Annotated in this window: 19 protein-coding genes; 12 read left to right on the forward strand and 7 right to left on the reverse strand. The window is 48.7% G+C overall.

Going from position 1 to position 26,696, the window contains the following annotated elements; all coding sequences use genetic code 11:
• The first annotated feature begins 118 nt into the window (after positions 1 to 118).
• On the forward strand, positions 119 to 3,058 hold the full coding sequence (locus BD749_RS11700) for a CHASE domain-containing protein (protein ID WP_101444506.1): 2,940 nt from the start codon (positions 119 to 121) through the stop codon (positions 3,056 to 3,058).
• Here BD749_RS11700 and BD749_RS19250 read toward each other — a convergent pair.
• Positions 3,055 to 3,393: a porin family protein gene (locus BD749_RS19250; protein ID WP_143741256.1), complete on the reverse strand. Its 339-nt coding sequence runs from the start codon at positions 3,391 to 3,393 to the stop codon at positions 3,055 to 3,057. The genes BD749_RS11700 and BD749_RS19250 overlap by 4 nt on opposite strands.
• A 141-nt stretch (positions 3,394 to 3,534) precedes the next feature.
• Between BD749_RS19250 and radA the strand changes: the two genes are divergently transcribed.
• The 5 genes from radA (at position 3,535) to BD749_RS11730 (ending at position 10,005) form a co-directional block, all read left to right on the forward strand.
• The gene (gene radA / locus BD749_RS11710; protein WP_101444508.1) at positions 3,535 to 4,920 is read left to right on the forward strand and encodes a DNA repair protein RadA; all 1,386 of its coding nucleotides are present in this window, start codon (positions 3,535 to 3,537) and stop codon (positions 4,918 to 4,920) included.
• 196 nt (positions 4,921 to 5,116) lie between these two features.
• The gene (locus BD749_RS11715) at positions 5,117 to 6,532 is read left to right on the forward strand and encodes a TlpA disulfide reductase family protein (protein ID WP_245869075.1); all 1,416 of its coding nucleotides are present in this window, start codon (positions 5,117 to 5,119) and stop codon (positions 6,530 to 6,532) included.
• Positions 6,533 to 6,743: 211 nt separating this feature from the next.
• On the forward strand, positions 6,744 to 7,931 hold the full coding sequence (locus BD749_RS11720) for a baeRF7 domain-containing protein (protein ID WP_101444510.1): 1,188 nt from the start codon (positions 6,744 to 6,746) through the stop codon (positions 7,929 to 7,931).
• An 87-nt stretch (positions 7,932 to 8,018) separates the two neighbouring features.
• Positions 8,019 to 9,041, forward strand: a complete 1,023-nt coding sequence (locus BD749_RS11725) for an SPASM domain-containing protein (RefSeq protein ID WP_101444511.1) — start codon at positions 8,019 to 8,021, stop codon at positions 9,039 to 9,041.
• Between the two features lie 40 nt (positions 9,042 to 9,081).
• Positions 9,082 to 10,005: a mechanosensitive ion channel family protein gene (locus BD749_RS11730; RefSeq protein WP_101444512.1), complete on the forward strand. Its 924-nt coding sequence runs from the start codon at positions 9,082 to 9,084 to the stop codon at positions 10,003 to 10,005.
• A gap of 54 nt (positions 10,006 to 10,059) precedes the next feature.
• Here BD749_RS11730 and BD749_RS11735 read toward each other — a convergent pair whose 3' ends face one another.
• From BD749_RS11735 to BD749_RS11760, 6 genes are all read right to left on the reverse strand, one after another.
• Positions 10,060 to 10,398, reverse strand: coding sequence for a hypothetical protein (locus BD749_RS11735; RefSeq protein WP_101444513.1), 339 nt, complete (start codon positions 10,396 to 10,398; stop codon positions 10,060 to 10,062).
• 221 nt (positions 10,399 to 10,619) lie between these two features.
• The gene (locus BD749_RS11740; protein WP_101444514.1) at positions 10,620 to 10,796 is read right to left on the reverse strand and encodes a FeoB-associated Cys-rich membrane protein; all 177 of its coding nucleotides are present in this window, start codon (positions 10,794 to 10,796) and stop codon (positions 10,620 to 10,622) included.
• Positions 10,797 to 10,922: 126 nt separating this feature from the next.
• Complete coding sequence (locus BD749_RS11745) at positions 10,923 to 11,726, reverse strand: inositol monophosphatase family protein (RefSeq protein WP_101444515.1); 804 nt, start codon at positions 11,724 to 11,726, stop codon at positions 10,923 to 10,925.
• Positions 11,723 to 12,964 carry an Lnb N-terminal periplasmic domain-containing protein gene (locus tag BD749_RS11750; protein WP_101444516.1) on the reverse strand — a complete coding sequence of 414 codons (1,242 nt, stop codon included), beginning with the start codon at positions 12,962 to 12,964 and terminating at the stop codon, positions 11,723 to 11,725. The genes BD749_RS11745 and BD749_RS11750 overlap by 4 nt, the downstream gene beginning before the upstream one ends.
• A gap of 170 nt (positions 12,965 to 13,134) precedes the next feature.
• Entirely contained in the window at positions 13,135 to 13,818 is a 684-nt protein-coding gene (gene rsmI, locus BD749_RS11755) for a 16S rRNA (cytidine(1402)-2'-O)-methyltransferase (protein ID WP_101444517.1), read from the reverse strand.
• Between the two features lie 93 nt (positions 13,819 to 13,911).
• Complete coding sequence (locus tag BD749_RS11760) at positions 13,912 to 14,157, reverse strand: 4a-hydroxytetrahydrobiopterin dehydratase (RefSeq protein ID WP_101444518.1); 246 nt, start codon at positions 14,155 to 14,157, stop codon at positions 13,912 to 13,914.
• A 106-nt stretch (positions 14,158 to 14,263) separates the two neighbouring features.
• Here BD749_RS11760 and BD749_RS11765 point away from each other — a divergent pair, with 106 nt between their 5' ends.
• The 6 genes from BD749_RS11765 to BD749_RS11790 all read left to right on the forward strand — a co-directional run bounded on the left by BD749_RS11765 (position 14,264) and on the right by BD749_RS11790 (position 26,467).
• Positions 14,264 to 15,133, forward strand: coding sequence for an SDR family oxidoreductase (locus tag BD749_RS11765; protein WP_218972547.1), 870 nt, complete (start codon positions 14,264 to 14,266; stop codon positions 15,131 to 15,133).
• A gap of 79 nt (positions 15,134 to 15,212) precedes the next feature.
• The gene (locus tag BD749_RS11770) at positions 15,213 to 15,524 is read left to right on the forward strand and encodes a hypothetical protein (protein WP_101444519.1); all 312 of its coding nucleotides are present in this window, start codon (positions 15,213 to 15,215) and stop codon (positions 15,522 to 15,524) included.
• A gap of 97 nt (positions 15,525 to 15,621) precedes the next feature.
• Complete coding sequence (locus BD749_RS11775; protein WP_101444520.1) at positions 15,622 to 15,858, forward strand: hypothetical protein; 237 nt, start codon at positions 15,622 to 15,624, stop codon at positions 15,856 to 15,858.
• A 97-nt stretch (positions 15,859 to 15,955) separates the two neighbouring features.
• The gene (locus BD749_RS11780; RefSeq protein WP_101444521.1) at positions 15,956 to 16,651 is read left to right on the forward strand and encodes a metallophosphoesterase family protein; all 696 of its coding nucleotides are present in this window, start codon (positions 15,956 to 15,958) and stop codon (positions 16,649 to 16,651) included.
• 407 nt (positions 16,652 to 17,058) lie between these two features.
• Positions 17,059 to 19,587 carry an Ig-like domain-containing protein gene (locus BD749_RS19605; RefSeq protein ID WP_245869079.1) on the forward strand — a complete coding sequence of 843 codons (2,529 nt, stop codon included), beginning with the start codon at positions 17,059 to 17,061 and terminating at the stop codon, positions 19,585 to 19,587.
• 1,012 nt (positions 19,588 to 20,599) lie between these two features.
• Positions 20,600 to 26,467 (forward strand): IPT/TIG domain-containing protein, encoded by a 5,868-nt coding sequence (locus tag BD749_RS11790; RefSeq protein ID WP_180336389.1) that lies wholly within the window; start codon positions 20,600 to 20,602, stop codon positions 26,465 to 26,467.
• Positions 26,468 to 26,696: the final 229 nt, after the last annotated feature.

The following is a 26,696-nucleotide window of genomic DNA, read 5'->3' on the forward strand; positions in this document are numbered from 1 at the left end:
TGGCGCAGATTCAATAAAATAGTTATTTTTGATGACCTAACCATTGAACTAAGTGCTATTGCCGGCCGTTGTTTTGCGCAAGGCCGGTGTTTTTTTGAATAGCCTGTTCATTTCATCTATGAAACTTTCCAAGCTGGTAGCGTTTGTCCGGGAGTATCTGATCGCGATTTCGTCTTTTCTGCTTATTTTCTTGCTGACCCTCTTTATTTACTCGGAGACCAAAAAGAAGGCACTGGAGCGAAACGAGAAACTCTTTGAGCTAAAGGCAGTGCAGGCCACCCAGGCACTGGAACTGCGCATGCGCGACTATACCCAGATTCTGGTAGGAGCCAAGGCGCTGTTTGTAGCCTCCGACACCGTTACCCGTGAAGACTGGGCCAGATACTATCGCACCCTAAAGCTAGAGGAAAACTACCCAGGTTTACAGGGCGTGGGTTATACCCATTTCGTAAAGCCGCGGGAACTCTCTGCCCACGTTAATCGATTTCGCCGGGAAGGCTTTCAGGACTTCGCCATCCGACCCGAAAATTCCCGCTCTGTCTATACCTCCATTATTTACCTTGAGCCCCTGGACGAGCGCAACCGCCGGGCCATCGGCTACGACATGTTCAGCGACTCGACCAGGCGCTCGGCTATGCAAATGGCCCGCGATACCCGAAAGCCGGCACTCTCGGGCAAGGTAAGGCTGGTGCAGGAGACTGGCGTAGATGAGCAGGCAGGCTTTCTTATCTACCTGCCCATTTACGAAGACAACGCAGAGCCAGAGTCGATTAAAGAAAGACAGCGGCTCATCAAAGGGTATGTATACAGTCCCTTCCGGGCCAAAGACCTAATGAGGGCCACTTGGGGCAGCAACTTCAGCGACCTGGACATAGAGGTATACGATGGCACCAGTTTAGATAAAAGCGCCCTGCTCTACAGTACGGATAGTGTGCTCTACTATCATGCTGCCAAAAAAAGGGAGCTGGACATGCTGAACACTCTGAGCATCAACAACCAGACCTGGCGTGTTTATTTTTCGGCTAAGCCCTCATTTGTGCGTTCCGCCGATACCGAACTCCCATACTTCATTCTGCTGGGCGGTACAATCATCAGTTTGCTGATGTTCTTCATCATCTGGTCGCTCATCAACACGCGCCGGTCCAACAGCCTGAAGCAAACCATTACCGACAATGCCACGGCAGCCCTGTTCATCATCGATGCAAACGGCATTTGTACCTTTATGAACCCGGCCGCTGAGGAAATGACCGGCTTTGAGTTCTCGGAAATGCAGAACAGGTCGCTGCATAAGATGGTGCACCACAGCAGGCCCGACGGCACACCCTACCCGGCAGCCGAGTGCCCGTTGCGCAATGCACTGCGTAGTGGCGTAACGTCAAAGGAGGTATACGAGGAGGTTTTTGTGCGAAAAGACGGGAGTTTCTTTGATGTCTCCTGTGCCGTGCACCTGATCAAAGACGGTAGCCGCGAGGCCTACGCCATTATAGAAGTGCGTGACGTCACAGAAGAGAAGCGTGCCCAGCAGGCCATTATCGAGAGTGAGGCCCGCTTCCGCACCATGGCCGACAACGCCCCTGTAATCATCACCATCCTCGATGTCTGGAAGCAAAGCGTATACGTGAACAGGCAATGGCTCGACTTTACCGGGCAGAGTTTTGAAGACAGCATCAACTTTGGCTGGCAGCAGATCATTCATCCGCAGGACATGCCTGGCTTTGAGGGGCAGTATAACGGCGCCCTGGCTGCCGAGAGCGATTTCAGCGCAGAAATACGCATGCGCCGCCACGATGGGCAGTACCGCTGGATGGTGGTTACCTGCACGCCGCGCTTCGGGACCGACGGCGACTTCCTGGGACATATCAGTTCGGCCATCGACATTACAGACATTAAGGAGGCCGACCGCAAGGTGAAGCAGAACGCCGAGCTGCTGCAGAAGCTGTTCCTTGAAGTGCCGGCTTTGGTGGGACTCATACGGGCCTCCGATGAGCAGTACCTATTGGCCAACCCGCTTTACCGCAAACTATTCGGGAACCGTCTGTTGGTGGGCAAAACGCTGCGCGAGGCACATTCCGAACTGGAGTACCAGGGTATATTCGAAGAGATCAGGAAGGTATTCGACAGCGGCTCTGCTTACGTGGGCAAAGAAGTACCGCTCATGATCGATCGCCACAACAACGGCAGCCTCATGCAGAGCTATTTCAACATAGTGATACAGCCCCTGATGGATGCGAAGGGCAAACCGGAGGCAGTGCTCATTTTTGCGGTGGAAGTAACCGAGCTGGTGGATGCCCGCACGAAGCTGGTGTCGACTAACGAGGAGCTCAGTCTGAAAAATATGGAGCTGTTGCGCACCAACAACGACCTGGATAACTTCGTTTACACGGCCTCGCACGACCTGAAGTCCCCTATCGCCAACATGGAGGGCCTCTCCAACTTGCTGCGCGACATTCTGGAAGGCAAGCTCGAAGGAGAAGACAAACAACTCCTCGATATGCTGGCTGAGGCCATCGATAAGCTGAAACGAACGATTGCCGACCTGGCCGAGATCACCAAAGTGCAAAAGGGACTGCATGCCAAAGCAGAGCCACTGGTGTTTGAGCATGTGTTTCAGGATGTAATGCTGGATATTGACAGCCTTGCTAAAGAGTCCAACGCCCATGTGGAGGTAGACTTTCAGGTGAAGAACCTGTTGTATGCCCGTAAAAACCTGCGCAGCATCATCTACAACCTGGTCTCTAACGCACTGAAGTACCGCAAACCAGACCTAACGCCGGAGGTGCACATCAGCACCTATCTGGAGGGCGACTATGTGGTATTGCGCGTGCAGGACAACGGCCTTGGCATTAAGAAGGGGCAGGAACAAAAGCTCTTCAACATGTTCAAGCGGCTGCACAACCACGTGGAAGGCACAGGTATAGGCCTGTACATTGTAAAGCGCATTATCGAAAACAACGGAGGGCGCATAGAGCTGGAGAGCGAACTGGGCGTAGGCACTACGTTTAAAGTATACTTCAGGCAAGTGCCGGAGGAGGAAGCCGTGCAGTCAGAACAGGCTTAGGGCCAGGAGCCAAATAAGCAGAAGCGATGATGTTTGAAGGTATAGCCCAGGCCAAGTTGCACCGTATTGAAATAAAGTCTGTTGTCCAGCTCGTTGCTGTTGGCAATATCACGGTTGAAGCGAGCATCCACAGAGAAATGCCGAAACTGCATGCCTCCGCCTAATACAAAGCCCAGCGTGTAGCCATTCATTTTGGGGTTTAGGTCTTCAATATGACCACTCTCAGATGACGAAGTAATTAAATAGGCAGATGGAAGTAACCGTTGGGCCTTCACAGCAGAGAGGCCTGCCAGCAACAACAGCGTGGTGCAGGCGATGTTTCTGGTAAAGGTCATGGAAGCGGGGTTGATGTCATCGAATATAGCATAATTCTTTTGTTTTGGCCTTTTAGGGTATAGTTCGCCAGGAGTAATACCTTTGAAACAGGGGGAGGCTGAAGCCACTGTAAATCGGTCTTTTATGCGTATCTTCGTAGTATGGCTAAAATCAAAACATCCTATTTCTGTCAGAACTGCGGCGCGCAATCGGCCAAGTGGATCGGTAAGTGCCCTGCCTGTGGCGAGTGGAACACCTATGTGGAGGAAGTGGTGCAGCGCGAGGAACTCACCCCTTCCAGCGTGTGGAAAGTGGGCAACACGAGCAGTTCGGCACAGATGGCCAACAAACCCAAGCCCATCGCAGACATTAACTACCAGGAGCAGCAGCGCATCCAGACCGTGGACCAGGAACTGAACCGCGTGCTGGGCGGCGGCATTGTGCCGGGCTCTATGGTGCTGATCGGTGGTGAGCCAGGTATAGGCAAGTCTACGCTTATGCTGCAGATCGCCCTGAGCCTGACCGGTCTGCGGGTGCTGTACGTGAGCGGCGAGGAAAGCGAGCACCAGATCAAGATGCGGGCCGAGCGCCTCAACGCCCAGACCTCCGACTGCTTTATCCTGACCGAGACCGGCACCCAGAACATTTTCAAGCAAATAGAGCAGCTGCGCCCGCAGGTCCTCATCATCGACTCTATCCAGACGCTGCACTCATCCTTTATAGAGGCAGGGGCCGGCAGTGTGAGCCAGGTGCGCGAGTGCACGGCCGAGCTGCTTAAGTTCGCCAAAGAGAGTGGCACGCCCGTGTTCCTGATCGGCCACATCACCAAAGAGGGCAACCTGGCCGGCCCGAAGATACTCGAACACATGGTAGACACGGTGCTTACTTTTGAAGGCGACCGCCACATGACCTACCGTATTCTGCGCACCTCCAAGAACCGTTTTGGCTCTACCTCAGAATTGGGCATCTACGAAATGCTGGGGACAGGCTTGCGTGAAGTGAGCAACCCGTCCGAAATCCTGATCTCACAGCGTGAGGATGCGTTCAGTGGCATTGCCATTGGCGCCACATTAGAAGGCAACCGTCCTTTGCTGATTGAGGTGCAAAGCCTGGTAACGCCTGCTACTTACGGTACGCCACAACGCACCAGCACGGGCTTCGACGGCAAGCGCCTGAACATGCTGCTGGCTGTGCTGGAAAAGCGCGGTGGGTATAGACTGGGTGCCCAAGATGTGTTCCTGAATATTGCGGGTGGCCTCAAAGTAGAAGATCCTGCTCTCGACTTGGCGGTGTGCGCGTCCATCCTCTCATCTTTCGAGGACATCGCTATACCTAGTACCTCCTGTTTTGCGGCCGAAGTAGGCCTTGGCGGGGAGGTGCGGGCCGTCAACCGAATCGAGAACCGCATCACCGAAGCGGAGAAACTGGGCTTCCGCGACATCTACATTTCCAAATACAACAAGAAAGGGGTAGACCTGAGCAAATTCTCCATCAACGTGCACGCTTTTGGACGATTAGAAGAGGTATTTGCCTCGCTATTCGGTTAGAATTGTGCTTTAAACGGGAAGTGCTTCTATCTTTCATATAATTTCGGGGGCAGTGTTGGGAAATGGAATTATAATCTATAATATTAATGTTGAGTGCGTTAGCTGTAATCTTTGCTGCTAGAATCAGTAAAGACCTATTTATGGCTAATTGAACCCAAAATTAGATTACATAAGACACCCCTACCCACTCGTACCTATGAAACGGATGCTCACCCTATTGCTGGCATACCTGCTGGCAACGCATTTCCTGTTGGCTCAAAGTGTAGTCACGGTTACGGGCAAAGTTCAAAAAGGCCAGGAAGACGACATCTTCATCGCCTCACTCCCCTCATTGTTATTTCCGGAAGAGCAGCGCACCTTTGCCCAGGTAAACAAAGGGCGCTTTAAGTTGGAGCTTCCTGTTGACGCTCCTGTTACGGTGGAACTCGTGTACGGCAACGAATCCGTGCCGCTATACCTGGAGCCGGGCTTTGAACTCCAAGTCTCTTTCACGGGTGGTAAAATGCTCAAATCGCTCAAATACAGCGGCAAAGGTGCTAATGAGAACAATTACCTGGCTCTGCATACCTACCGCTTCGACGAAGAAGAGGATTACCAAACACTGCCCGATAATGTAAGGCTGTCCGAGAAGGAGTTTTTGAAGTTTCTGGAATATCGCAAAGAAGACCAGCTGGCCATTTTTGAGAAGAAAATAGAGGCCAGGCCGGTTAGCGACCATTTCCGGCAACTGATACTGGCTGAGATCGATTACAGCTACGCCAATGACCGCCTTACCTTTTTTGATATGCGCGAGCAGATGCGCCTGCCAGTGCAGCTAAGCCCTTCCGCCGGTTATTTCGACTTTTTGGACGACCTCGAAATGGAGCAGCCCGCAAGCCTGGAGGCCATCAGTTTCCCGACCTTTCTGCGAAACTATGTTAAGTTTATAGGCAAGCAGGCAAAACTGGAGACAAGCGACATTCACTACTACAGAAAAGTGTACGACGAGGTGAGCTATACCTTGCAGGACCAGGCCCGCCTGATGGCGCAGGCCTACCTTATACGCCAGTCGTTACAACAGGGCAATGTGCTGCACCTGCCTGCCATGCTGCAGGACTTCAGCCAAAACAAAGGTATAGCCGATGTGCACGCTACCTTGCTGCGCCAGTACGAAAGTCACCCCGGCCTGGGTATAGGCAGTGCAGCCCCTGACTTTAGCCTGCAGGACATCAACGGCCAGCTGGTGAACCTGAGCGATTTCAAAGGCAAGATTGTGTACCTGGGCTTCTGGCGTACCGACTGCGGCCTGTGCATGGTGGAGCAACCGCATGCCCAGGAGCTGGCCCGTAAACTGCAGCCTCACGATGTGGTGCTCATTAACATAGGAGTAGACGAAAACGAGCAAGCCTGGCGCAATGTAGTGCAGTCGAGAGGGCTGGGCGGGGTGCAGCTATACCTGAAAGGACAAGGGCACGAACTGGCCCGAAGGTATGGCCTGAAAGACGTGCCGGCTTACTTTTTGATAGGCGAAGATGGCACCATCCTGAGCACAAAACCCCGACGACCCATAGACCGGGAAGCAGAAAAGGAAATTTTGCAGCATGTGATGAGTAACAGGGCTTCCCGCCGGTGAACGCCTATACCTTATAACTTTATCAAGAGCCGCCCGTCATGTTCTCGTGATGGGCGGCTCTGTTTTTAGAGACAGCTTACCTCATTCCGGAAGCATCAATAACCGTGCATTTGTTTAGTGCGTAATTAAAGCCAATCCCCTGTCGGTTAGGCAGGGCTTCAGCAGTATTTAATTGTTTGAGATATCCTTATTCATTTAACCGCTAGAAAATATGGCATTAATCAACAGAAGCGACATTGAGAAGCTGCTCAATGTTCAGAGCAATTCGAAAGACGCACTTTGCATCTCTATTTACATACCTACGCATCGCGCCGGCCACGAAACCCTGAATGGTCAGAACCAGACACTCTTTAAGAACAAACTAAAAGAAGCACGCACCCTGTTGGCAAGACACGATGTGGCGGAAACGGAGATCAACTCATACCTGCAGCCCGCCGAAGAGCTCCTGAATGACACGAACTTCTGGCGGCACCAGGCCGAAGGGCTGGCCGTGTTTATCACCAAAGGCTTCTCGGCACACTATACCCTGCCTATCACCATGCCGGATGTAGTGTATGTGCTCGATCAGTTTTACTTCACGCCGATCCTGCCAATCCTGAGCCAGAACGGACGCTTCTTTATTTTGTCACTATACCGCGAGCGCATCGGCTTCTACGAGGCCACCATTGAGCGTATCCGTCAGATAGACATCAGCGCTTTCGCACCGGAGAGCATTAACGAGGCCCTGAAGTTCACCATCAAAGGCAACGATCAGGACTTCCACAACTCCACTACCACGGTGAACGGTTCGAACATTGTGCATGGGGCGGGTGCTACAAAAGGCGACGACGAGCACGACGAAGTGCGTGAGTTCATCCATGAGATAGACAACAGCCTGCAGGAAATTCTGCACAACGCCACAGAGCCGCTCGTGCTGGCCGGCGTGGACCACTACTGCGCCCTGTACCGCAAGTTCAGCAAGTACAAGCACATCGTGCCGCAAAACATCAACCTCAACGAGAGCGTGGCAGGCATGAGCCCGCAGACGATACACGAGAAGGCGCTGGAAGTGGTGAAGCCGCTCATGCAGCAAAGCCACACCGACTCGCTGAGCCGCTACGAGAACGTGGCCGGCACCGGCGTAACCTCCGAAGACATTGCCACGGTGGCTGCCGAAGCCGTGCATGGCCGCGTGGATACGCTGTTCATCACGCCTAGCAACCCGGTGTGGGGACGCTACGATGCCAAGAGTGCCGTAGCCGAAGTGCACAAAAACTACCAGCGCGGCGACGACGACCTGATTAACCTGGCGGCTATAAAGACACTTGCACAGGGTGGTAAGGTGTTTGTGAGCAGTTACAACGGGCTGGCCGAAGTGAACGAAGACGGTGGCAGTGTAAAGGCGCTCTTCCGATACTAATCGGCCGGCACTTTTGGCCGTTAGCGCTATAAAGTATAATTTAGAGGGCAGCCTTAGCGGGCTGCCCTTTCTTTTGCATACCTGTACATGAAGCTTCACCTGACTGACAAGCTCAATTTTCTGTCGAAAGTAACGCCGCTGCGCCTGCTCAATGCCCTGCAGGTGGCAGGCAGCTATTGGTATGCACGCATGTCGCGCAAGGCGGTGCATTGGGGCGACCCGGTCAGTATCTCGTTTGAGCCCACTACCTCCTGCAACCTGCGCTGCCCCGAGTGCCCCAGCGGGCTCCGATCATTTACGCGCCCTACGGGTATGCTGCAGGCCGACCTTTTCAAGAGCACCATCGACCAGCTGCACAAGCGCCTGCTATACCTGATCTTTTACTTTCAGGGCGAACCCTACCTGCACAAACAGTTTCTGGAGCTGGTGAAGTACACATCAGACCGGGGCATCTATACCGCCACCTCCACCAACGCTCACTTCCTCGACAGCGAAACTGCCCGCAAAACCGTGGAGTCGGGCCTGGACCGCCTGATTGTGTCGATTGACGGTACCACGCAGGAAACTTACGCCGCCTACCGGGTGGGCGGCAAGCTCGATAAGGTGCTGGAAGGCACGCGGCAGGTCGTGAAATGGAAGAAAGAGCTCAAGTCGCGGACGCCGCACATCATGTTCCAGTTTCTGGTGGTGCGCCCCAACGAGCACCAGCTATCGGAAGTGCAGGCACTGGCCGACGAACTGGGCGTGGATGAGGTTGTCTTCAAAACAGCCCAGATCTATGACTACGAGCAGGGCTCCCCACTTATACCTACCATCGACTACTACTCCAGGTATAGAAACAACGGCGACGGCAGCTTTTCCATCAAAAACAAGCTGCTCAACCAGTGCTGGAAGATGTGGCACTCATGTGTGATTACCTGGGATGGCCTGGTTGTGCCCTGCTGCTTCGACAAGGACGCCGAATACCGCATGGGCGACGTGAAAGTGCAAAGCTTCCGGCAGGTATGGCGCAGCCCGGGTTATAACCAATTCCGGAAAAGCCTGTTACAGTCGAGGGAGAAAATAGAGATGTGCCGCAACTGCACGGAAGGCACACGGGTTTGGGCCTGATGCCAAAGCCCGGTAAACTAAGAAACGATACCTCATTTATATGAACGACATTAACAAAGCTGTTGAGCTTCTGCTGGGGAAGCTGGAAACATGGGGAGAGCATTTGGTTTTGATGCTGCCCAACATTGTGGTAGCGATTATACTCATGATCATTACCTTCGTGGTTGCCCGCTTTATCCGCAACGGGCTCGACAAAGTGATTGGGCGTATATCGCATAGCGCAGCCCTTAACAATTTGATATCCACTATTTTATACATCGCCTTGCTGGCTGTGGGCTTTTTCTTCGTGCTCAGCGTGCTGCAGCTTGACAAGGTCGTGATCTCATTGCTTGCCGGTGTGGGTATCATCGGTCTGGCCTTGGGTTTCGCCTTTCAGGATATTGCCGCCAACTTTATCTCGGGTATCATCATTGCCGTGCAAAAACCCTTCGGCGTGGGCGATATGATAGAGACCAACGACTATTTTGGCGTGATTGAGCGGGTATCGCTGCGCACCCTGGATGTAAGGCAACCCTCGGGCGAACTCGTGAAGCTGCCCAATAAGATGGTATTTGAAAACCCGGTGACTAACTTCTCGAGCAACGGTACACGGCGCCTCGACATAGAGGTAGGCGTGTCGTATGCCGAGGACCTGGAGCGGGTACAGCAAGTGGCGATAGAAGCCCTGCAGGAGGTGAAGAACCGCGTAAAAACACGGGACATTGAAGTGATGTATGATTCGTTCGGAGACAGCTCCATTAACTTCAAAGTACGGTTCTGGATCAATTATTCGCGTCAGATAGATTTTGTGTCAGCCAAAAGCGATGCGATCATTAAGATCAAAAAGGCTTTTGATGCAAACGACATCATGATCCCGTTCCCGATCCGTACCCTGGACTTTGGTATAAAAGGAGGCGAGAAGCTCAGCGAGCAGTTGGAGCAATTTCAGCAGAGGAAAGACGGGCAAGTGAAATCGGAGGAGTAGGTATAGCGGGGGAAGGTATAAAAGAGAAAGGGCCGACAACCGGCCCTTTCTCTTTTATTTATCTCTTTTATCGAGGTTTTTGCCCAGGTCTTCTACCTGTTTAAGGAAATCGTCTACTTTGGCGTCGGCATAAGGCCCGTAAGAGTTGGAGATGGTTCCTCTCAGACCAGTGCTGGTTTCCACTGCATAAAGTATCGACATGTCATCGGGGTTGCTTTCGCCCTCGAAGCGGTAAAAGTCTACAATGCGAATCTGATCTGGCCCGAAGGTATGCTTGTCCTCCATGGTGCACAGCTTGCCTTCGCCCGATACTTTAAAATCGTAGGTATAGCCCTCTTTGCGGAGGCGGTTGAGCACATTGACCAGGCTTCTTTCTTCTACTTTATCTTGCATAGCGTATAGTTTTAAGGGATGTTCTGATTAAGTATAGAACTATACGCAAAATCGGGCTTTGGATATGAAAATGGGTCTGGAATTATTCGGAAGGCGCCTCCGCCGCTCTGCACAGCCTTGGTAAGTTTCGCTGCAAAATAACAGGTATAGCGCTATACCTAATGGAACAGGAAACCGGCACAAGCCTATGGGCTGGAGCTACCGAAACAAGGCGGGAAAAGCTAAACAGCTTTTTTGTCGAGCTCTTTCTGGATCTTGCTGAAATCGATGGCTGAGCAGCTGCCGCAGCCTTTGGCGCAACCGGCGTTTTTGTTGGGCATGAAGCTGCGGTAGATCACCCAGCCCATGTAGGCCACCGCCACCGCGAATATCAGGAAGATGATGATGTTCTGTACCATACGCTCTTATCAACTGCACAAAGATACAAAAAGTTTAGAGGCTATTTTTGATTTTAGACCTGAAGGCGAAAAGACCCTATTTTAAAGTTCTTTTGTCCTTTGTCTAAACCTCTTTTGGCATATAGCCTAAGGGAGTTGCTCTTTCCAGTGCTCGGCAATCGTGTCGAGCATCTCGTGATGGATCTTACCGTTGCTAGCCACGATCTCCCGACCAAAAACATAATCGCCGCCAGCCGTAAATTTCGAGACATGGCCGCCGGCCTCCTGCACAATAATGGCACCGCCCGCCACATCCCAGGCGTTCAGGTTAAACTCAAAGAAGCCCTCAAAACGACCCACCGCCACATAGGCCAGGTCCAAGGCGGCAGAGCCCAGGCGCCGCACGCCATGCGATTTTCCCATAAAAGCGCCCAGCACCTGCAGGTACTGCTGCGTGAGACCAAATTCATAATAAGGGAAGCCGGTGGCAATGAGCGAATCTTTCAACCCTTCTGCTGCCGATACCTGAATAGGGCTGTCGTTTAAGAACGCGCCATGACCCTTCGTGGCATAAAAGCATTCGTCTTTGTTGATCTCATACACGATGCCCAGCACTACTTCGTCGCCGTCGAGCAAAGCCACGCTCACAGAGTAGAGCGGCAGGCCGTGGGTGAAATTGGTAGTGCCATCGAGCGGGTCGATGATCCAGTTGAAGCGCTCGCCGCGGGTGTTGTCGGTTTCTTCTTCTGTAATGAAGCCCGCTTCCGGGAAAAGTTCGCGCAGGGCTTCTACCAGCTGCTTTTCCGCTTCCTTGTCTACATAAGACACCAGGTTGTTGAATCCTTTCAGTTCTACCCTGCCCCTGTCGAAGCTGGCTGCTTCGTGCTTGATAAAGGCCCCTACTCTTTTGACGATGATGTTGGCGTTCTGGCAAAGTTGCTGCAAGTTCATATGCGCTCTTTAATTTTAAGATTCGAGTTGCTGGTAACCGTTAACTGTCTGGCAGCCCAAACCGTATACGCGGCTCTTGTCAACAGGGCTAAGGCAATCGGGAAAACAGCGTTATGCAGTTGCTGCGGCCACACGAACCATAGCAATAGGGTAATCAAAGCCAGCGCAGCCGTTGCCAGCATGTATTTCTGTAGCCAACCCGGCAGCACCGGCCTGGCCAGGAAAGCAGCTGCTACAACGTGCGTAGGCAGTGCCCAGAGCAGGTTGTAGTTATTGGCAGCCGCCTGGTGATCGGTGGCAAACCAGAGTAAAAACAACAGCACGCCCAGCAGACCCGTGATCAGGAATAGGAACACATCAAATGTACGGCTGCGTTTGCGGCGCTTGTAGTCGAGGAATGTGATAAAGGCCACTGCCCCAAAGAACAGCCACCACACCAGCACTGGGGTAAACGGGCCACCAGCTGAGGCAGGCGGCGGACTGTTCTGGAAGATAACGGTTGGCTCACCTACCAGGGGCACCTGTTTACCGTCCTGCTGAATGGTGGCACTTCCAAATCCCTCCGAAAGGTAATCTGGCAGGAACATGTACTCGTAGGGCGTGGCTTTTTGGTCGATGGGTGCGCCAAGGGCCAGGTCGATGCCGAAATCGGACCAGGGCTGCGGTGGCAGGTATAGGTCGATGAGGTTGCGGAAACTCATGTCCTGGTCCAGGTGATTGATGTTGAACGTAACTTGGTTCGGGAAAGTGGCTTCTATACCGTCGCGGATGCGGGTGGCGCAGTTGTCGAAGAAGAAGTCGTAGAGGTAAAAGCGGTTTTGGGGCAGGTAGTTGTTGGTGAGAAACTGCCAGTATTGCTGTTTTTGCGCTTCGGTAAAGTTCATCTCCTGCTCATAAATAGAGCGGTTGTCAAGGGTATAGCTGTAGGCGAAATCCTGGAAGTAGGCGATGGAGAGCTTGTAGTTGAGCTTGCCCCGTATGAACTTGATGTAGAAGCCTGGCTCGTTGAAGTCGAAAGTGCCGTAATTGAACACGATGTCCATACCTGTGGCGGGATCGTTGACGCGCACGGCGCTGTGCCCGAAAATGGCGTAAAGTTCATCGCCCGGGGAGCAGGTGATCAGGCTGATCTTAGCCTCCGGCGACAGTCGGGTACCTTCGAACTGCGCTTGTGCCTGTGTGGCAAAAAGCAACAACAAGGTGAAGATAAGTGAAAGCTTTTTAAAGTATAGCTTCATGGTTATTTCTGTATTGCGACTTGCGTATCACGACACTCATAGCAGGTAACACGATTTTCGCATGTAGTATTCGTTCCTAATAGTATCTCCAGATCCAGCTCACCAGGCAAGCTGGGTTCTAGGGTTTGGGTTCTTCCCGGCACAGGTATAAACGCAGTAGTAATACCGCTTTACTTTCCGGCAACCACCACCACGAACTCGCCTTTAATGGCCTTGGTTTTGTAAAGCTCCAGCAACTCGTCGAGCGTACCGTTCACAGTCTCCTCAAACATCTTCGAGATTTCACGTGAAACAGATACCATGCGCTCGCCCCCGAAATACTCTTTGAACTGCGTGAGCGTTTTGACCAGGCGATGCGGCGACTCATAGAAAATCATGGTGCGCTCCTCCTCTGCCAGGCTGATCAGGCGTGTTTGACGGCCCTTTTTCAGGGGTAAGAAGCCTTCGAACGTAAAGCGATCGGTGCTGAAGCCTGACTTGACAAGCGCAGGCACAAAAGCCGTAGCTCCAGGGAGGCACTCGACTTTCAGATTCGCTTTGAGGCACTCGCGCACCAACAGAAAACCAGGGTCGGAGATGCCAGGCGTGCCTGCATCTGAAATCAGGGCCATCACCTCGCCGGCCTGCATGCGCTCTACTAGGTGGGCGCTGGCTTTGTGCTCGTTGTGCAGGTGGTGGCTGTGCATGCGCTTCTCTATACCCAGGTGCTGCAGCAGCTTGCCGCTGGTGCGCGTGTCCTCGGCCAGAATCACATCCACTTCCTTGAGAACGCGAATGGCCCGCAGCGTAATATCCTCGAGGTTGCCAATGGGCGTTGGCACCAGGTATAGATTGGTTTTTTCAGGTTCCTGCATACAGCAAAGGTATTACTTAAATGTCGGATTATACAGGGCTAGGTGCACCGCGAGCCGCATAGCTTCTATTTCAGAGTTCAGGCCTCCGTTGCCTTACACCATCAGGTTGTCGTAAAGCTCGTCGATGCGGCGGGCCAGTTCCAGGTCTTTGGCTGTTACGGTGTTGCCGGCATCGTGCGTGGTCAATTCGATCTCTACTTTGTTGTACACATTGCTCCACCACGGGTGATGGTCCAGCTCCTCTGCTATATCGGCCACCTGGTTCATAAAAGCCATGGCCGCTCTAAAATCCTTGAACTGAAAGCTTCGGGTGATTTTATTGTCTGTTTCTTTCCACATAAATCAGTGCTGTAAGTTTGGGTGTCAAAGGCCGGCTACCTACAAGGTATAGGGCTGCGGTAACTAGGCCAAAAACGCAGGCGTATAGGTATACCACACTAAAACTATGAAAACTATGGCAAACAAACCAAAACAAGTGCCCGCCCAGGAGCAGGAAGTGCAACCCGGCAAAGAGCATAAGATGACGCCACAGCCCGAGTACATACGCGAAAACTACAAAGGCAGCGATAAACTAAAAGGCAAAAGAGCCCTGATTACGGGTGGCGACAGCGGCATTGGCCGTGCCGTGGCCGTGCATTTTGCCCGCGAGGGCGCCGACGTTGCCATCGTATACCTGAACGAAGACAAAGATGCCAAAGACACGCTTGCACTGATCGAAAAAGAAGGCCGCAAAGGCGTGCTTATCTCCGGCGATATTGGAGACGAAGCCTTTTGCCAGAAGGCCGTGAAGCAGGCCGTGAAGGAACTAGGAGGGCTGGACATACTCGTAAACAACGCCGCCGAGCAACACGAGCAGTCCGACTTGAAAGACATTTCTAAAGAGCAGCTGCAACGTACTTACCAGACCAACATCTTCTCGATGTTCTACATGACCAAAGCCGCCCTGGAGCACATGAAGGAAGGAAGCGCGATCGTCAACTCCACATCCGTTACCTCCTACCGTGGCAGCGACCACCTCATGGACTACGCCTCTACCAAAGGAGCCATTACAGCCTTTACCCGTTCACTTTCAGCAAACCTGGCCGAAAAGAAAATCCGGGTAAATGCCGTGGCCCCCGGCCCGATCTGGACGCCCCTTATACCTGCCTCTTTTGATAAGAAGAAAGTAAAAGAATTTGGGCAGGACGTGCCGCTAGGGCGCCCAGGGCAGCCATCGGAAGTGGCGCCGGCCTATGTGCTGCTCGCCTCAGCGGATGGGTCTTATATTACCGGGCAGGTGATCCATGTGAACGGTGGCGAACAGGTGGGCAGCTAAGCAGGCTAAACCATAGCGACCGAAATGGAGTAAAAACAGGTATAGCGCTCCCGAGGGGAGCATGAAAATGACTTGAACTATGGAAAACAAAGAGAACGATAAACACGCCGGCGAATCGCAGCACAGCGAGGCTGCCAGAAACAGACCAGTACGCGTGATTGAAGACGACACGACAGATCAGGAGTTCCGTGCAGGGCATATCATACCGGGCGCGGATCCGCCCAAGAACGAGCACCAGCGCGGCGGCTTCGGCAACCGCGACGGCAAAGAGGGCTTCGGCAGCGACACTGCTTCTGAGGGGCCGTCCGCCACGGGTGTCAACGACTATGCCGATGACGGCACACCGCCACCCGACAACATGCGCACCGAAGACGAAGGGCGCGGCACCTGATCCATTTCATTGAACTTTGCACAAGGTATAGCTGCGCTCAGGTATAGCCTGCGGTAGCTGGCCTTTTATTTTTAACTTAAAACAAGGAGGACACATTATGCCATCATATAAGCATACCCAGCCTGGGGGAGAAAACTCAGGAAATCCGACTGGCAAGGGCCAGGACAAGGCTGGCGGCAAGCCAGTTGATCCAAACAGCACAAGGGCGGAGCACGAAGACCTGGAGAATAAGTATACCGTGGATGATGCGGACGAGACTGGGGCTAACGTGCGCGTAAACAACCCGAACCGCAACCATAACAAGCCGGGCTTAGACAACAACAAGTATAACTAATCAGAGAAACTGCTGAGAAAAATAGCACCTGCTTTTGCAACAGGTGCTATTTTTTTAGCCAAATCAGAACACCTCAGTAGACCAGACGCATCCCGCCATGGCCCGATACGCGATCAGTGACATACACGGCTGCTCCCGCACCTTTAAAACACTTGTGTTAGAGCAGCTGCAACTAAAGAAAACAGACGAGCTATACCTGCTGGGCGACTACGTAAACAAAGGGCCTGACAGCAAAGGCGTATTGGACTTTATCATACACCTGCAGAAGCAGCATTGTCAGGTATACTGTCTCCGCGGTAACCATGACCAGATGCTACTCAAAGCCGCCTCCAAAGGAGAGTCAGCACTAAACCTATCCGAGCAGGAAAAGGCGATGGTACTGCATAACTTCGGTATGCGCGACTTTAAAAAGCTCCCTCCTACCTACGCCAGCTTTATAGACGCGCTTCCCTTCTACTTTGATTTACCGGACTACTTTTTGGTGCATGCCGGCTTTGACTTCCATCAGGACGATCTTTTCCGCGACAAAGAAGCTATGCTTAACATCAGGCACTACGAAGTGGACTGGGAGCGACTTCATAACAAGAGACTTCTGCACGGCCATACCCCTACTGCCCTCCATGCCATAAAGAAAAGTGTTGCACACCAGGACGCCAGAATTAACCTGGATGCAGGCTGCGTCTACTACAAAAACGCCACTTATGGCAACCTGGTAGCTTTGGATTTAGACACTAATTTATTGAATATTCAGTGCAATTTAGACCGGCCCTATCCTGTCCGCAGAAAGAGTTGATTATAAGCAGTTTGGTATTATTTAATTAAATCTAAAATAGATAATATTAAGTAATAAGTTTGTTGAATAACAGTACAATTTTGAATATTTGAATAAAAAAAATAATAATAATTGTATTGAAATTACCATCCCTATAATTAATATTGCTTTATATTAATAATCATTTAGACTTATTTATATAAGCGGCAAAATAATTCTTCCTAATATTTTAACAGCTAAAGCGCTATTCTGCAGGTGAGGTTACAACTCCAATTGCTGTAGAGAGCTCTTTGTGCTTGTGCCGTTAGCATTTACCAATATGAGTGCTAAAAAATGCTGTAAAAAGTATATAGGGAATTGCTTTGCCTAAACCTGAGGCTTTCTAACAAGCCACCAACCTGAATCTTCTAATTTTTTATGCATTTGTTATGAAACACATCTACAATCCAACCTATGCCGCCTTCCCCCAGCGGCTAACTACCAAAGCTCAGGGAACAGCTGCGGTAAGTAAAATTTTTATGACGCTATTAATAGGCTTTTTCCTGCTGGTGAGTGGGAAGAGTTTTGGGCAGAATGAAGATATGATACCTTATAACAATAACTTTAACCAAAGCTCAGACTTCAGTACTGCTTTGAGGAGTGATGGCAGCTTAAATATTGTAAATAGCCAATTACGAATTACTGGTGGAACTGGTCAAAATGATAGTTATGAAGGGTACGTGATGATAAATAACAGAAAATTTGACATTAAGGCAGGTTATACATACATAGTAAGTTTTGATGCTGTGGCTTATGATAATGCACAAGCTTCGGCTGGTGTTGTACAACTATTTGCAAATAGTACCGGGGTATCAAATAATAATTTCATCGGTGCTCCTTTTGGTGGCAGCGTTACCGTTGCCAAGGGTGTTGCCACAAACTTAGTGCGTTACACAATTCAATTTGTGGCTCCAAGTTCTTCTGTAGAACAGCAATTTCTTGCCTTAAAATTGACTAGTGCGCAAAGGGGCAACAATTCAGCCTTAACGATTGATAACTTGTCTATAACTGGTTCTTGTGCGCCAACTGCACCAATAGCAATTGGGTCTGGTAGCTGTACCCCAACATCTCTTGATTTGAAAGCAGAAGGAGCTTCTGGAACGGAAAGGTACCAATGGTATGATGAAAACCAAAATCCTATTTCTACTGCAATAACAGCAAATTATAGAACTGAGCACCTAACTAGAAGTACTACTTTTTATGTTGCAAAAGTTAGCTCTTTAGGTTGCGCAAGCCAAAAAGTAGCTGTGCTTGCACGAATTGGCAACCCTATACCTCCAACAGTGACATCGGATGCTAAATGTGTAAATGGTAACCAAACGATCACTTTTACTGCCAGCGGAGCTGGGCTTAATGAAACCTATAGATGGTATACCGCTGCAGGGGCACTAGTAACAGAAGGCGCAACATTTGTGCGTCAAACAAATAAAGAATATGGTGATTATTATGTAGTAATTGCTGGATCTGGATCTTGTCAAGCACGAACAGACATCAATGTGCCTGATAACAACCCAAATCCGAGCAATCCAACTGCAATGTCTATAAATCAATGTGGTAATGGTTCGGTTAAAATAGAGCCTATAGTAGAGCCAGGAATGAGTTATATATGGTATAGCGCAGCTGGCGATTACTTGGGCGAGGGCACCTCTTACATAACACCTGAATTTATAGCTGGAACTGCCCCTGTAAACTATGTTTATAATATCAGAAAAGTAAATATTGCCACAAGATGCGAGAGTAATGCTACGGCCCAAGTTACAATAACGGTCACACCTATACCAGAAGTAAGCGCAATCATGGGTCAAGCAGCGGTATGCCAAGGGACGACAGGTGTTACCTACCGTGTTCCTGCTATCTCTGGTGCAACATATTCGTGGGTCTTAACTCCAGATGCAGGTTCCTCTGGTGCAACTATAACTGCTGGTGCAGGAACAAGCCAAATTACGGTAAACTATCCCACTTCCACTTACCGAGGCAGAATATCAGTAACAGTTTCAAATATTTGTAACACATATACCTCAAACCTATCGGTTCAGGCATCAGGCAATAATACTGCTACAGGAAATATAATTGAGCCAGATAATTTAGAAATAGATAAGCTAGCAGTTTTCAAATTCATGACAAATGTGCCAGAAGCCGAAATCGAAGCTATTCAATGGTTCAAAAACGAAACGGGATCAACTTCTTGGATAAAAGGACCGACAAGTAGGGATTGGACTATTGATCAGATGCCAGGGAACATTGATGGGTTCAGAGTTGCAATTCGCGTGAGAAATCCTAGCGTAGCTTGCTTTACTAGTCTTGGCAATTTAGGTATCGAGGGTTTTGAGGCAAATTCCTTTTATATCGACGACCTGCCTATCACTCCTCTTCCTGTAGAGCTCGTGTCCTTTAAAGCGCAGCGTCATACCAAAGGAGTGAACTTAACATGGGCGACGGCTTCTGAACTGGAAAACAAAGGATTTGAGGTGCAGGTTTCTACAAACGCCAGAGACTTCACAGCAATTGGTTTTGTGGAAAGTAAAGTAGGAACCACTTCACTGCGTCAGGACTACAACTTCCTGGATACTAAAGCAGTGTCTGGTACACGTTACTATCGTTTGAAGCAGGTCGACTTTGATGGCACGACTTCCTTCTCACCCATCAGAGCCGTTACCTTGAACGCTGAAAATGCCACCGCCTCAGCTTATCCAAACCCATTCGATGACGCCGTAGTTGTAACACTTAACGGCACAGAAGCTCGCAATGTACAGGTAGTCCTAGTGGATGCGATGGGCAAAGTGCTTCAACAGCGCACTGAAGAAACCTCCGGCAACTCCATTACAGTGGATATGCGCGGTATCACGACTAAAGGGATGTATGTGCTATATGTGCTTGATAATAACACGAAGCATACCTTTAAACTCATGAAGCGTTAAGGGGATTAATTATTTAAAACAGGAAAGGGCTGCAGGAAACTGCAGCCCTTTCCTGTTTTTGGGCTTATGGGTACTATCATCGTCTTATATTCATGCCGACCAAGAGACACATATTTAAAACAGGTATACCTGTATCTATATATTAGTATGTAACCCATTTAAAATTAGCGATATACATTTATGAGAGAGATAGAAATTATTGGCTCAAATAAATAGGTGCAAAAATTTTTAAGCAATAAAATTTGCTTAGAGGGCATCATTATGAGTGAAATAAGAGCAAACGGGGCACGCCTATTTGCGCGTTTAACTAATATTGTCGCATATAGTCGCAATTAGTTAATAGGCATTAAATAGGTGTATGTAGACCTGAATTGAGGCGAATGACTAAGTTCCTAACCAAATGAATTGGATAGTTTTACAGTGCTATTAAATAGGCATATTGTACTAGAGCTAGAAATTAAATAATATCCGATCACTATATATAATATTTTTATGCAATAATAGAAAAGTTAAGTCTTAACATTGTTTAGTTCTATATATAAAAAATAAATCTGAAAAGTTTCTAAATAACTAAATCAAGGCACTTTTTAAAAAGGTGCTCAAACGCATCAAAAACGAAGCTTAGAAGTTGTGAGTTAAAATCAGACAAAAAAACAGTGGCTTATATTGCAAAAGTGAAAGATAAATTATCTTATTTTGTGATAATTAACTTAGCATTAAAACTGCACAAAAATTTATTAACTCTTAACTTTTAGCTATGGCACAACTCTACACCCCTCCATTAGGCCGGCTTTTACGTTCTCTGCTCCTGCAGTGCGTGATTATGCTGGGTCTGGTCTCCGCTATAATGGCGCAGGCTCCTACTACTAATACGACAGTCAGCTATGAAGGCCCGTGGTTAGGATCAACTCAAGGTGGCAAAGTAACGTCCAACAAACTTGTAACAGATGGCGACGACTTGGCACCTAGTACTATAGGCGGCTCTGCTCAACTACGGTATACAGATTCGTATGTGAATGTGAAGCTACAGGATGCAGGTAATATAGGGCAAACAGGCTACAAAGTTAGCTATAGTTTGAAGGCGAGTACGACGCGCTCATCATACAATGCGAAAGTACGCGTGAGTTATCAGCTTTATGAGGGAGAAAGCGAAACAAATGTTTCAGAAGAACTTGTTTCGGTTACAACTACCACTAGTCGTAACAGCTTATACCTGCCAAATAACGCAACCAATATCAGGTTTCAGTTGGAGGAAGTGACGAATGCCTATGTTTTCCTAGATGCTATTACGGTATCTCAAGAACCTGAGATTGCTGGCTTTACACCAGCTCTAGGGCTTCCAAAGGAGGTGGTAACTATAACTGGTAAGCACCTGAACGAGGCGACCCAAGTATACTTTGGCGACATAGTAGCAACACCGATCGACAAAGCTGATGGAATGCTGACAGTAGCCGTGCCTTACGGTGTAAAGACAGACAAGATTACTGTTGTAAACCCATATGGATTTGTAATAAGTGAAAACGAATTTGTTGTGCCAGCGCCGGTATTTAATGTGACCACAGCTTTCAACCCAGGTGAAGCAGCGCCTGGTCGGACAATCACCATTTATGGCCAAAATTTAACTGGAGTAAATCAAGTGCTGTTTAATGGTGTAGCAGCAGATCCTACTACTATCAAATACGAAGTAGAAACAGAAGACTCAGAAATTACAGTAACTATTCCGTTAGGAGCTACATCAGGTCCATTAACAATTGCTAGCCCAGCAGGCTCAACAGTGAGCACGCCAACATTCAATGTTCTAGGTCCTCAAATCTTAGCGCAAGAAGGAGAACCGAATGCAGGTTTTGAGTTTTACCCCGTCTCTGGCAGTGCTGGCGATGAGGTAACCCTCTATGGTAAATACTTTCTAGCAGTAACAGAGGTACAGTTCAATGGAATAAAAGCAACCAATTTAAGTGTAGTTAACGATAGCACTATAAAAATATCAGTACCACTCGGGGCAGGCACAGGTGTAATAAAAGTACTTGCGCCAGCAGGAGAAGATGAAAGTTCTGTTGCGTTCGATGTGCCTGCGCCGAAGTTTGCTGATTATGATGCTGAATCCAGCAAATTCCAGTTCAGCCCAAACACAGCCGGGCCAGGAATGCAGATTAAGCTGTTTGGCACAAACATGTCGAGTGTAGCTACTGTGCTGTTTGCCGGTAACAATGGTGCAGGTGTAGAGGCTACCATTGCACAACCGACAAGAGATGACGAGTTAACTGTAACAGTACCGTCTGATGCAGAAACTGGCACTATCAGAATTATTGCGTCAGGTGCTGGCAAAGAAGACGAAAGTGAGCAGGTGTTTAACTTTGTGCCAACGCCAGTTATTGCGACTGTAACTACCACTACTGGCGGCTCCGTCTATGGTATCGTTCCAGCTGAAGGGACTACAGACATTGTGAAGATTACTGGTGAAAATTTCCAGACCGCTGAACAAGTAATTTTCGGTAGCATCTCGCTTGGACTCTATAATGCTGAGACATCACCAAATGGCTTCCAGGTAAACGAAGCTGGGACAGAAATCACATTCCCGCTCGTAATAGGGATGGCTACTGGTAGCATCACTGTAAAAACAAAAGGTGGTGAAGGAGCATGGGAAGGTCCTTTAGAAGTTATCTATCAGCCTTCAGTTGTCAGCATCAGCCCAACCAAGGGCCCGCTTGGCAGAGCAATCACCATCACGGGTCAGTATCTGAAGTATGTATCTGAAGTAACATTCCTGGGAAGCACAGAAGGTGCCGAACAAACAGTGACTTTGGTAACGCCAAATTCTAAAGATAATGAATTGGTAGTGACAGTTCCTGCAGGTACCACAACTGGTGTGCTTCGCTTGACAAACCCTGCTGGTACAACTATTACAACTCAACAATATGAAGTTGTTCTGATCCCGGTAATAACAGCTTTCAACCCTGTAGAAGGGGTAGCTGGTGATGAAGTGACGATTGAGGGTTATAATTTCACAAATACTACATCGGTTAAATTCGGTGCATTAGACGCAGCCTCTTTTGAGATAGTTTCTGATGAATTGATGACGGCGGTTGTACCAGTGGGTGCAGAAACTAGCCTGATTGAAATCACAAATGGAGTAGGTCCTGGAACAAGCCAGACAGAGTTTAAGATTATCCAGAAACCAACTATCGCTACAATATCACCACTGAGAGGCATTGTTGGTGACATTATTACTATTACAGGTACAAACTTCTACGGAGAAAACCTGGTAGTAACTTTCCTTGGTAGTGAAGAAGCTGATGATGAGACAACAGTAACAATTGCAAGCGCAAATGTGAACGAGACTTACACACAGCTAACCGTAGCTGTGCCTGTTGGTGCCGTTACAGGTAAACTGATGGTTACAAATGCTGCTGGTGATAGCGAGCATAGCACGGACATCTACGAAATCGTAACAAAACCGGAAATCGTTAGCTTCAACCCAATAGAGGGTAAGGTAGGCGATATAGTTACAATTACAGGTTGGTTGCTGAACGAAGTAACCTCAGTTGAATTCAACGGTACACCTGCAACACCAATCGAAACAGGAAGAACAGCGAAATCAATGACGGTAGCTGTGCCAATGGAGGCCACTACAGGTCCACTGGCGCTGCTGGTAGATGGAGTTGAAGTGGACAACACAGAGGAAAACCTCTTCACGGTTATACCTGCTCCTATAATCACATTGGTAGAGAAAGAAGGTAGCGGCGTAGCGGGTACGGTTGTCACCATTACAGGTAGCAACTTTACAGGAGTTACTAAAGTTACTTTCCTGGGGACTGCTGTAGCAAGCGATGATGCAGAGGCAACCCCTTTCACTGTTAACGCTGAAGGAACACAAATCATAACTACCGTTCCTTATGCTGCCGTTACAGGTAAAATTCAGGTAACAGCGCCAGCAGGAACTGGTATCAGCCCAGAGAACTTCATTGTACCCATTCCTGTTTTCACATCAGTATCACGTGAGTCAAGTTATGCGAATGAACTGGTAACCATTTCAGGTAACTACTTCACCAACATGACCAGATTAACATTTAATGGAAAAGCTGCTGACATTTCAGGTGTTACAATAGCTGTAGATGAAAATGGTGTAGAGTCAATTACTGTGAAAGCCCCATTTGATGCTGGAACAGGTCCTATAGCTTTGACCACGCCAGCAGGAGTAGGTAGCAGCTCAACTAACTATACAGTGATCGAGCCGGTTATCACCTCTATCTCGGTTAACGAAGGTTACGCAGAGCAAACAACAGTAACTATTACAGGTAAGGATTTCAAAACATACTTCAATGGAACGGAAGTAGTAAGTGATGCTACGCCTGTTGTGAACTTCAATGGAGCTGTTGCCAAAATAATCGGAACTCCAACAGATGCAAGCATAACAGTAGAAGTGCCAGTAGGAGCAAGAACAGGTTCTATAAGTGTAGAAACTCCGAGTGGCATAGGGTATAGCGAAACTTTCTATATTCTGTTGCCAAAAATCAATGCATATACTATTAATCCGGCTTATGCGGGACAAACGGTAACTATTACAGGTGATAACTTCGTTGATATCCTGGGCTTAACCTTTAAAGGGGTGCCTGTTGATACTGTGTCAACAGTACAAAGTGAAACGGGAGGTACAATTACTTTCGTAGCTCCTTTCATTGAAGACCCAACCCGAGGGGGATTAGGAACATTACAAGTGAGGACTAAAACTGGAAGTAGCGAAGAAACGAATAACTTCACAGTGATTAAACCGAGCATTACAGCAATCTCGCCAAGCAAAGCGTATGCAGGTACAGACGCTCAGGTGACAATCACAGGTGCTAACTTCATGGGGTATTACGATAAAGAGCAGAAAGCAGTAAGCCAAGCTAACCCAATTGTACGGTTTAATGGAAGCAGCACAGATGCCACTATTGTGAGCGCTACTGAAACGCAACTTGTAGTAGCAGTACCACAAGATGCGACCACTGGCGCGGTTACCATCCGTAGCGGTAGCGGTGTGAGAACGCAAAGCTCACTGACTATCATTGGTGCACCAACCATAGCAACAACGAATACTTTTGTTGCGAACTCAGGTACTGCCGGTTCTCCTGTTTCCACTTCATTTGTTATCAATGGCACAAACTTCGACCAGACAACAAAAGTTGAGTTTTTGGGAACAACTGCTGAAGGTGATGAAGTGGTGATGACATCTGGATTCACAGTGAATGCTGAGGGAACACAAATCTCCTTGTCTGTTCCGACAGGCGCAGTGGCTGGTCCAATCGCGGTAACTACGCCTTATAATAAAGGCGTGAATAGTGTTGGTACAACTGTAATAAGTGAAACGAACTTCAGAGTAGTAAATGCGCCGACAATCACGGGCATTGCCACAACGACAGGTGCGGTAAGGTCGACGGTAAGAATAAACGGTACCAACCTATGGGACATCACAACTGATGGCCGCACTGGAAAAGCTAGGGTGTTCTTTAAGACCCACAACACAGCTTATGCGATTCCAAATGAAGAAGAGCAAAAGCTAGAGGTTGAAGGAATAGTAAGCAATTATGATGACATATGGGGTACCTGGTTGGAAGTAACAGTACCAGCAAACGCCATATCAGGTACTATCCGAGTGGAAAATATTGTAGATGATGCAATGTCTACAGAGGCATTTGATGTAACAACGCCAATGATTGTACACTTCGAAAAGGGAAATGGAATCATTGATGAAAATAATGCCGCTAGATTGCTTGAAACAGTTTTTGTGAAAGGATACAAATTGCTAGGTGTAGGCACGATCAAAATTGGTTCAACTTCAGTTAGAAATTTCTACGAGGATACTGAATACTCGCTGGAAATGATTGTGCCTAATGGTGCTACAACCAACATAGTAGCTATCACATCTACTGGAGGCGATGAAGAAAGCGATACTGAATTGTTCATCAACCAGCCTGTTATCCGCTTCGTTCAGAATAGCCAAGATATAACTGGAATGAAGTTCTCCACTGAACCTGGTAAGGTGCTGACACAATCTTATACGTTGAGCGCAAGCTACTTGGCTGTTGGAGAGGAGACGCTTAGTATATCATTTGCTGATGGTACAAAACCATACACTGCACTGCGCGAGGGCGTTGATGTTGAATACTCAAAAGGTTTTGATCTAACAGTTGATGAAAACGGAAATGTAGCTGCGCAAGTAGTAACTGTAAGATTCGCACCAGAAGAAAGCGGGTCATACACAACTTCTTTAAGACACAGCACAAATCTATTAGCTTCAACTAAGTCACTGCAGCTGAACGGTGATGCGATCATCCCTCTCCCAGTAGAACTCATCGCCTTCAACGCTAGAAAAGAAGGTAACAGTGTTCAACTAACATGGGCTACAGCGTCTGAATTGGACAACGACTACTTCGAGGTGCAGATGACAGAAGACCTGAAAGGTGAGTTTAAGGCGGTAGGCAAAGTGAAGAGCAAAGTGAACACAACTTCGCTGCGTCAGGACTACCAGTTCAACCACAAAGGCAACTTCAACGGCACACGTTACTACAGACTGAAGCAAGTGGACCTGGATGGTACATTTGAGTACAGCAAAGTAGTAGCTGTATCATCTAACGGAGTTAACCTGGCAGTTGGTCCAAGAGTGTATCCTAACCCAATCAATGCTGACTCTAAGCTGGTTTACAATGCCGATAGAGCTGGCAAATTGAATGTGCGTATTGTGAACATGAATGGTTCGGCTGTTCAGAACCTGAGCTACGATATCGAAGAAGGTGAGAACACGATCCTTCTGAACCTGAACAACAACCTGCCAACAGGCATTTACATCCTGATGGCAGAGTTCAACGGTAAGACAGAGCAGGTGAAACTGATGAAGCAGTAGACCCATAGCTTAACTTATAGCAAGAAGGCCCGCCAATTAGGCGGGCCTTCTTTTTTTACTCAGGTATAGTCAACCTACTTAGGTATAGTATAGCTTGGGCAGGTATAGCAAAATCCATCATTCAAGGTATAGCACAGGTATAACCGCCGCCATACCTGCGCCTTCCTGATATAAACATTTGAAACATTGGTTTATTCAGGTGCAAGCTTTAATTTTGAAGGAATATAAA

It is taken from the genome of Pontibacter ramchanderi (assembly GCF_002846395.1).
GTDB classification, from domain to species: domain Bacteria; phylum Bacteroidota; class Bacteroidia; order Cytophagales; family Hymenobacteraceae; genus Pontibacter; species Pontibacter ramchanderi.